The organism is Endozoicomonas sp. (assembly GCF_051008435.1).
Taxonomy (GTDB): Bacteria; Pseudomonadota; Gammaproteobacteria; order Pseudomonadales; family Endozoicomonadaceae; genus Endozoicomonas_A.
Window position 1 is genome coordinate 1 of record NZ_JBPCXO010000129.1, and the last position, 8,033, is coordinate 8,033.

General features: G+C 48.7%; 8 protein-coding genes, 1 tRNA gene and 1 pseudogene. 6 read left to right on the plus strand and 4 right to left on the minus strand.

Annotation, left to right across the window (positions count from 1 at the left end; all coding sequences use genetic code 11):
- Nucleotides 1–136 precede the first annotated feature (136 nt).
- From ACR2PX_RS05985 to ACR2PX_RS05995, 3 genes and pseudogenes are all read left to right on the plus strand, one after another.
- Nucleotides 137–1,150: pseudogene (locus tag ACR2PX_RS05985) on the plus strand (sulfatase-like hydrolase/transferase); the annotation flags it as partial.
- Between the two features lie 169 nt (nucleotides 1,151–1,319).
- Nucleotides 1,320–2,327 (plus strand): tRNA dihydrouridine(20/20a) synthase DusA, encoded by a 1,008-nt coding sequence (dusA, locus tag ACR2PX_RS05990; RefSeq protein ID WP_433998451.1) that lies wholly within the window; start codon nucleotides 1,320–1,322, stop codon nucleotides 2,325–2,327.
- Between the two features lie 89 nt (nucleotides 2,328–2,416).
- Nucleotides 2,417–2,821: a VOC family protein gene (locus ACR2PX_RS05995; RefSeq protein WP_433998452.1), complete on the plus strand. Its 405-nt coding sequence runs from the start codon at nucleotides 2,417–2,419 to the stop codon at nucleotides 2,819–2,821.
- Nucleotides 2,822–2,829: 8 nt separating this feature from the next.
- On the opposite strand, the gene ACR2PX_RS06000 is transcribed toward ACR2PX_RS05995, so the two are convergent.
- The 3 genes from ACR2PX_RS06000 to ACR2PX_RS06010 form a co-directional block, all read right to left on the minus strand.
- A complete protein-coding gene (locus ACR2PX_RS06000; RefSeq protein ID WP_433998453.1) occupies nucleotides 2,830–3,354 on the minus strand; it encodes an STAS domain-containing protein in 525 nt (174 codons plus the stop codon).
- Nucleotides 3,355–4,527, minus strand: a complete 1,173-nt coding sequence (locus ACR2PX_RS06005; RefSeq protein WP_433998454.1) for a response regulator — start codon at nucleotides 4,525–4,527, stop codon at nucleotides 3,355–3,357.
- A 286-nt stretch (nucleotides 4,528–4,813) separates the two neighbouring features.
- Nucleotides 4,814–5,536, minus strand: a complete 723-nt coding sequence (locus tag ACR2PX_RS06010) for an MlaA family lipoprotein (RefSeq protein WP_433998455.1) — start codon at nucleotides 5,534–5,536, stop codon at nucleotides 4,814–4,816.
- Nucleotides 5,537–5,785: 249 nt separating this feature from the next.
- On the opposite strand from ACR2PX_RS06010, the gene ACR2PX_RS06015 reads away from it, so the two are divergent.
- The 3 genes from ACR2PX_RS06015 (at nucleotide 5,786) to ACR2PX_RS06025 (ending at nucleotide 7,204) form a co-directional block, all read left to right on the plus strand.
- Nucleotides 5,786–6,691, plus strand: a complete 906-nt coding sequence (locus tag ACR2PX_RS06015; RefSeq protein WP_433998456.1) for a hypothetical protein — start codon at nucleotides 5,786–5,788, stop codon at nucleotides 6,689–6,691.
- A gap of 116 nt (nucleotides 6,692–6,807) precedes the next feature.
- Nucleotides 6,808–6,999: a hypothetical protein gene (locus tag ACR2PX_RS06020; RefSeq protein ID WP_433998457.1), complete on the plus strand. Its 192-nt coding sequence runs from the start codon at nucleotides 6,808–6,810 to the stop codon at nucleotides 6,997–6,999.
- Between the two features lie 128 nt (nucleotides 7,000–7,127).
- Nucleotides 7,128–7,204 (plus strand) — tRNA-Arg (locus ACR2PX_RS06025).
- Nucleotides 7,205–7,449: 245 nt separating this feature from the next.
- On the opposite strand, the gene ACR2PX_RS06030 is transcribed toward ACR2PX_RS06025, so the two are convergent.
- Entirely contained in the window at nucleotides 7,450–7,740 is a 291-nt protein-coding gene (locus ACR2PX_RS06030) for a hypothetical protein (RefSeq protein WP_433998458.1), read from the minus strand.
- Between the last annotated feature and the right edge of the window lie 293 nt (nucleotides 7,741–8,033).

Here is an 8,033-nt window from a genome sequence, read left to right on the forward strand (position 1 = left end):
CGCTGACTTCTGTTTCAAGTGCTGAGGTTTTGGACGGCTTCATGGGTTGAGATTATGCCCGACTCGAATACACAAAGTTTTGATGCCTGTGTGTTGACTCCCTACGAATTCTGAGCAGTTACATAAAAACAGCCCCTTCTTTCTCTACTTGCCTTTTCTTGCTCCCCACGAGCCTCTGGAAGCCCCGGATGAGCTGGTTAAAAAGTATGAAGGCTTGAAAGACGATCGAGGTTTGGCAAGAAGTCCTTCGGACAAGATTTCCAGGCTGGCCAAACTGTCGGGCACTGAAAGCCGCAGACCCCTTTATGCGGCAGTGGTGGATGCTATGGATCAGGCAATGGGAAGGGTTTTAAAGACTCTGGAAGATGAGGGCATTGCAGACAATACAATCGTAATGTTTTTCTCTGACAATGGCGCCTCAAGAGTTTATGGCAGGGGAGGCGGAGATAACAGTCCCTTCCGTGGCGGTAAGGGAGAGGTCTACGAAGGTGGGATCAGGGTTGCTTCGGTGATGCGCTGGCCTAAAAGAATCAAGCCGGGAAGTCAGGTGGATACAACCATGACGGTAATGGATGTTTTCCCCACTCTGGCAGCTGCTGCCAGCATCAAGCCGCGCAACGAGCTTCCACTGGATGGGGTGAATCTGCTTCCGACACTGACGGAAGGTAAAAAGATCAGTCGTGATCGAAATCTATTCTTCGCTTCTGAAATTCCACTCTACAACTCCTTTGGATTTACCCTGATTGAAGGTGACTGGAAGCTGATTCAGTGGCTGAAAATAGATCCGCTGGCAATGACCATTACTCAGGAGCTGTACAACCTTGCTGAAGATCCGGGGGAGTACAATAACCTGGCCAGTAAACACCCAAAGCGGGTGGATCGAATGGCAAAGGAAATTCTGGAAAGGCGAGCGCTCTATCCCGTTAATGGTACCCGTGCGAGAATTTCTTCTCCTCCAGGTTGGCGCCCACCTCTGGACTGGGCCGATTATCCAAGACCTGTTCAGGCGCTTCAGGAAAAGCCTGCAACCAGTATGGCGCCGGATAAACGTTCGGAAATGTTGCTGGATTACATGCATGGGGATACCGGACGGCTGATTTACAACTGTGAGCCCACACGAATTCCTCTGGTAGGAGGGGTGTGTCTGTAAAAAGCTGAAATCAGAAAATGAGTACAATCTGGGAGTAGCCGGTATGAGCAGGGCAAATTACCTATCCTGCTGATGTTATTCCCGGATCAAGAATGAGTGACCCTTACTGCCGAGCAGGACATTCTGGTATATCATTAGCCGTTCCTTGATTTTGAAAACAAATGTGCCAGTGACTCAGCCCAAACCTCTAGACCGTAAGTTCTCCGTAGCCCCCATGATGGGTTGGACGGACAGGCATTGCCGTTACTTTCACCGTTTGTTGTCAGAGCACGCTTTGCTCTATACCGAAATGGTGACCACCGGGGCTCTGGTATTTGGCGATAAAGACCGCTTTCTCAAGCACAACCCTGAAGAGTACCCACTGGCTCTTCAGGTGGGAGGGCATGACCCTCAACATCTGGCCCAGTCGGCACAGTACGCTGAACAGTTTGGTTACCAGGAGATCAATCTGAACGTGGGTTGTCCCAGTGACAGGGTTCAAAATGGTCGTATTGGTGCCTGCCTGATGGCAGAGCCTGAAACGGTTGCAGAAAGTGTCAAAGCCATGAAAGAGGCAGTGGATATACCGGTTACCGTGAAACATCGGATTGGCATTAACGGTCGTGAGTCCTATGAACAACTGGTGGATTTTGTCGGCAAAGTGGCTGAAGCCGGGTGCGAAACATTTATTGTTCATGCGCGTATTGCGGTTCTTGAAGGTCTTTCTCCCAAGGAGAATCGTGATGTTCCTCCTCTCAAGCCTGAGGTGGTCTATCAGTTGAAGAAAGATTTCCCGAATCTGGAAATTACAATCAATGGGGGCATTGCGACCTTCGCTGAGATTGAACAGCATCTGGAACAGGTAGACGGCGTCATGTTGGGTCGAGAGGCTTATCATAATCCCTATCTGATGGCTGAAGTGGATAATCGTCTCTATGGCACTGGTAAGCCATTGATTGATCGTCATCAGGTGGTGGAGAAAATGCTGCCTTACATAGAGTCCGAACTGACTAAAGGCTGTCATTTAAGTCATATAACCCGTCATATGCTGGGCCTTTATCAGGGCGAGCCCGGCGCTCGGAGATTCCGTCGCTATATCAGTGAAAATGCCCATAAGAAAGGGGCTGGTTTAGAGGTGTTGCTGGAAGCTGTCAGGCAGGTTGAAAGTCTCAGGGAACAGGCTCAGAATGCCGCCTGAAACCCGTTAAATAGCTCGTTTATTTGAAACAGTCTTACGCTATCTTCTGGTGAATGATTGTTTCACGATGAAATGTTCAGAGGGCAGATATGCTGAAGATTCTTGGTATTGATCATGTGGTCTTAAGAACCGATCGCCTGGATGCGATGCTGGATTTTTACTGCGATCTTCTGGGTTGTTCTCTGGAAAGAAAAACCTCGGAAGAAACCGGGCTTTATCAACTGAGAGCCGGTAATGCCCTGATTGACCTGGTGACCGTCAGTGGCGCCATTGGTCGCTCCGGAGGAGCAGCACCGGGTGCTTCCGGCCGAAACATGGATCACTTTTGTCTGCTGATTGAAAAAGTTTCGGAGCAGGAACTTGTGGACTACCTGTTAGCCAGGGGCGTTGAAGCGGGCGAAATGAAAAAGCGCTATGGTTCTCAGGGGCAGGGCCTTTCTTTATACATCAATGACCCTGATGGTAATACGGTGGAGCTCAAGCCTTCTCTTTAGTGGCAGGCTCAGTTCTCATTATTTTCCTGGCTGTTGGTCTGAATCTGTTCTAACTGTTTCACCAATTCACTGAAGGCTTCCCGGTTTTCTTCATTCAGACTCATTAGAACCTTGTGGGCATCCAGTACCTTGCGAGCCTGAGTGGACTGCTCCATATCCCCATCACAAGTGATGTCATGCATGTTCAGGTTCAGATTTTCATAGCCTTCCAGCTCTCTGACAATGACAAACACTCTGTCAAAACCCATGCTCAATAGAATTCGGGTGACATCATCTTTGGTTGAAATAATGACAGGCACCAGGCCCAGATTTTTCTTGGCCTGAATGGACAGCTTGGCCAGCAGACCCAAAGAGGTGCTGTCGATGGTGTCGGTATCGGTCAGGTCGATGATGACTGAGCTGAAATCCGGCTCATTGAACATCTTTTCCAGAAAGGCTTCCAGTGAGGAGCACAGAGTCAAGCGTACCTCTCCCACCAGTTTCAGGACATAGGTGCCATCGTGTTCTGCGAACAGTATTTTTCCAGGAATCATTCAGTTTCGAGCCAGAATCAGCATGGCTACATCGTCTGGAGCCGCTTTGATAGAGTTAAGCCCCAGTTTTTCTGTCAGCGCTGATACCGTGACAGCTCCCTCTTTAATAACAGACAACAGATAGTCTTCTTTCTCCTGAAGTGTCTGCTGTGGCAGTACCTCCAGAATACCGTCGGACAGGATAGTCAAGGTAAATTGCTCGGGCAAGTCAATTGTTACATCTTCAAACGTGGCATCATCAAACAGACCAACGGGCAGCCCCCGGCCTTCAATGCAGCGGGTCTCTTCCGGTGTCGACAGAATGGGCAGTGGATAATGGCCGCCAAAGGCATAAGTCAGCTTTTGATCACGGGTGTCCACCACACCACCAAACACGGCAACATGCTTACCCAGACCTGTTTCCAGAAGGCTTCGGTTGAGGAAGTTAAGCACATGGGAAGGTTTAACCCTTACCCGGCCACCATGAGACTGGTATTCCCTGAGCAGGTTCATGGACATGTGTTTCAGTAACACGGTCACAAAGGCTGAAGACGCGCCATGACCCGAAACATCAGCCAGATAGAAAGCAAAGCTGTGTTCGTTCAGGGCAAAGTAATCAACAAAGTCGCCACTGAGGTAGAGAGAGGGAATGATCTGGTGGTCAACCTTGAAATTTTCAAATGTCAGCGGCTCCTGAGGCAGCATTTTCATTTGTACCTGTCGACCGGCCTTCTGATCTTCCTGCAGCAGATGCAGATTGTTTTCCAGAGAGTGGATAGCTTCTTCAAGACTTTCGCGGTAGCGGCGGTTTTCCAGGGTCAGCTGGGCATTTTCAAGAGCACGGTTAATGGCATACTCAAGCACTTCCAGATCGACAATCGGTTTGATGATGTAGTCGCTGGCTCCAAGTCGGAGTGCCTCTACCACATCAGCCATGATACCGGCTCCGGATACCACAATAAAGGGGGTGTCTGGGGATAACTCACGAACACTTCGAAGCACTGCCAGGCCATCCATTTTCGGCATTCGAAGGTCACAGAGAATCAGGTCAGGGGGAATCTCTTTGAAGACAGCCAGACCCTGCTCACCATTTTCTGCCTGGAGAATGTTGAATCCGCTGTCTTCGAGATAGGCTACGATGCTTTCTCTGACAATTGTGTCATCATCAATGACCAGAAGAGTACTACTGGCCATATTTATATATCCTGCCCGCTGGAGAGACATCTCCAGACCATTTCAGGAATACCTACGCCAAGGAAAACAGAGTGCATCTGACGTTGAACCATTATTGCTTTGTGGTCTGTTGAAACATACTCTCAACCCGGCCGTGCTGCAAGCCGGGGGAGGGAAAAGCACAGAAATCGATCCTGTGCTGAGGTTCCGTTTACGCTTGCCTGGCCGGCCGTTTGTGTCTGTTAAGAGTGCCCGCATCAGTGTGTTAATACTTTGATGTGGGGCATGCATGCAGACGCTGATGAAGTCAGAAATCGTCTTCTGGCAGCTGGCCAGTGATCATATATTCCCGACGCTGCAAATAAGCGTCCCGAATGAACGTGTAGCGATCACCCACAATCAGGTCTTCAGCGCTGAGCAGAGATGAGCGGGTGTTGACAATATCGACCCCTCTGGCGGTCCACTGATCCCGTTCCGGATTAATCTGGCCCTGCAGATTCATCATTGAGTCTGGCAGAGTGCCGACACCAGAGCGCAATGTTCTGGAACCCAGGATAGGTAAAACAACATAAGGTCCCGATGGGGTACCCCAGTGAGCCAGTGTCAGGCCAAAGTCTTCATATTTCTGCTCAATACCCAAAGGGGTCGCAACATCCACCAGTCCCAGCATGCCCATTGTAGAGTTGATGCCAAAACGCCCAACAGAGGCCAGTGCTTCAGTGCCTTTCAGCTGAAACAAGGCATTGGCAGTATTTCTGAATTCACCAAGGTTGGAGAAGAAATTACTGACCAGTTGCTGGATCGGTTTGGGAGTCACCGTATCATAGCCTTTAGCCACTGGTTTCAGGGCATAGGTGTCCAGCTTGTCATTAAATGAGAAGATAGCCCGGTTGGTCTTCTCCCAAGGGTCATCGTAGGAAATGACGGAAGCCCCTGCCGTGGAAACAAATCCGGCGAGCAGCAGGGTGGGTAAAACTTTAACCATATTTTTGAGTGCAATTATCGTGTTTGCAGCCAGTGAGCGTGTCACATTCCTGTCCTCGCTTTCCTTGTTTATAGAAACTAGCCGAAATTATTGTGTGTGTAGAGTTATAGTTTGAATCATTTCACGGTTGAGTGAAATATGTAAAAGGGTGTTGATTTTATACTGAATCGAAAGTCACAAAAATGTAAAGGATCATTCACTCTTCTTGCGAACCTGCCGAAGCTATAGCCTGCGCATAGTATACATCGTTCGGTGACGAACATTCTCTGGCCATGCCAGCTCAGGAGTACAAGTTTGGACAATCTGGCAATTATTCTTGTATTGATTTCGTCCTTCATGCATGCCGGCTGGAATTGCCTGGGAAAAAGAGTCAAGCCTTCAGGAACCAGTTTTACCCTTTCTGCCCTATTGGGCATGTTGGCTTTTGCGCCCCTGCTGATTTTCTATATCGACTGGCTGGGCGAAATTTCCTGGGGAATTTGGCATTTGTTGATCCTGAGCGGCTTCTTCCAGGCAATCTACTTTCTAGGATTAGGGCAATCCTATCGTTTCGGGGATATGTCATTGATGTATCCGGTCTCGCGCGCTTTGCCTGTACTTCTGGTACCTCCTGTTATCGGATTGTTGGGGTGGGGGGCTGAGCTGTCATCAGAAAAGTGGCTGGCATTCACTCTGATTGTCTCGGGTTGCATGATTCTGCCACTTTGGCACTGGAGTGACTTCAGGTGGTCTCATTATCTTAATCCTGCTTCTGCCTTTGCGGTGATGGCCGCAGTGGGCATTACTGGCTACTCCGTGGTCGACAGTCGTGCTCTCATGTTGATGAGAGAGTTGTGGCCTATTGAAGGCGTGGCCTTCAAAAGTGCTTTGCTCTATCTGATTCTCCAGGCAATAACGACCAGTCTCTGGCTGGGGCTCTTCTCATTTCCTTTCCGAAAGCAGCGCAGGGAAATGGCTCAATTGTTCGCAGATCACCGGGGCGCTCTGTTTTTCACCGGAGTGGCAATGTTCTCTACTTATTGCATAGTGCTGACTGCCATGGCGTTTGCTGATAATGTCAGCCTTATTGTGGCTTTGAGGCAAACCAGTATTCCGGTGGGTGTATTGATGGGCGTTTGGCTGCTCGGAGAGAGAGCTTCGTCACAAAAGTGGTGGGGAACTGGATTGATCGCTTCGGGCTTGATTTTGGTAAGTATCTGACGATGCATAAGTAAATGAATCTGGCATGAAACCTGAATGGTAAAAAGCTATGTATTGGCTCTGGAACCTGAAAAACGCTTGTGAGACTATCAGGTGCTTAGCGATCAGGAGGAATCATGGACGATAGCCGAAAGAACGATACCGAGACTCACAGCAGTATACCCAGCCGTCATACTGAGGCACGGTTACTGGCTCTTAGAAAAGCTTATCTTGCGGGTGAGCTGAAAGTAGACAGCGCCAGAGTGGCAGACAAACTGCTCGCTTTCGAGAGTACACTTGAGAAACATCTGAAAGACAAAAGCAGCTGACCGAATCCGTCGATAAGGATTTAGCACCGGGCTGCGCGCAGAACGACTTTATTTCTTGGAAAAACTACATCGATTCGTTAGAATGCAAAGTAAGCCAGCCGGAAAGATCAACCCGCTGGCTTTTCTATGCTCCCTTGGCACAGCTGGATAGCGCGGCCCCCTCCTAAGGGGCAGGTCGGAGGTTCGAATCCTCCAGGGAGCGCCATATAAAACAAAGACTTACAGAGATGTAGGTCTTTTTTTGTACCTAATTTTCTTGAAATGAGAACAAAAATGAGAAAAAAACGGCTGTTTAAGGTATAGCCGTCGTTCATTTTGAGCCCTTCACCTTTGGTGCTTTTCTGATATAAACCTTCTTACCCTTCTTCGTTTTGTGGCCAGAGTATTGCTCTTCATGATCAGATACACCCTTGGCTTTCAAATCATGGAAGGGAAAGCACTCTTCAGGTTCTATTTGCCGCTGGCTACCCTTCTTCTCATTTTGTCTTTGAATCGGTTTGAGAGCTTTTCTTCTGTCAGGCGGGAGCCGTCTTTATCAGGAAATAGATAGGCGCTTTTGATACCGGCTTCAACATTTGCTTTTAAAGCCATACCGACAGCTGCTTTTAATCGTCGATTCCATAAAGTGATTTCTGGAATACTTCCTTTTGCCCTCTTTATATAGATGCCTTCTTCAAGTAGATCATTGCCAGAGAGGTTACACTGGTAAGCAATCTCCATGGCTGCACGATCTACAGCCATAAAGGTCCGTATACATCTCATCCGTAATGCAATGCTCTCTGGGCTTCTCTTCAAAGCGTGGAAGCGAGGCTGTGGAACCCTGAAAGTAGAATGCTACTCTCAAGGCGCTATATTCAAGATGTTAAAGCTCGGGTATCCAGGTTGAGAAAAGGGCAGAAGGATGTAAATTTTTGGCTCTTTTGAAAAATGAGTGGGTAACCATGTATATTTACCCACTTCACTCACCCCATTGAACTCACCTGAAGGCTCACATGGAAGACCTGTTTCAGACCGCTCTTGGCATTACCGCTCCT

Coding starts and splice junctions, on each gene's coding strand:
- ACR2PX_RS05995 (WP_433998452.1), top strand. CDS start 2,417: ATGCTGAAGATTCTTGGTATTGATCATGTGGTCTTAAGAACCGATCGC.
- ACR2PX_RS06000 (WP_433998453.1), bottom strand. CDS start 3,354: ATGATTCCTGGAAAAATACTGTTCGCAGAACACGATGGCACCTATGTC.
- ACR2PX_RS06005 (WP_433998454.1), bottom strand. CDS start 4,527: ATGGCCAGTAGTACTCTTCTGGTCATTGATGATGACACAATTGTCAGA.
- ACR2PX_RS06020 (WP_433998457.1), top strand. CDS start 6,808: ATGGACGATAGCCGAAAGAACGATACCGAGACTCACAGCAGTATACCC.
- ACR2PX_RS06030 (WP_433998458.1), bottom strand. CDS start 7,740: ATGGCTGTAGATCGTGCAGCCATGGAGATTGCTTACCAGTGTAACCTC.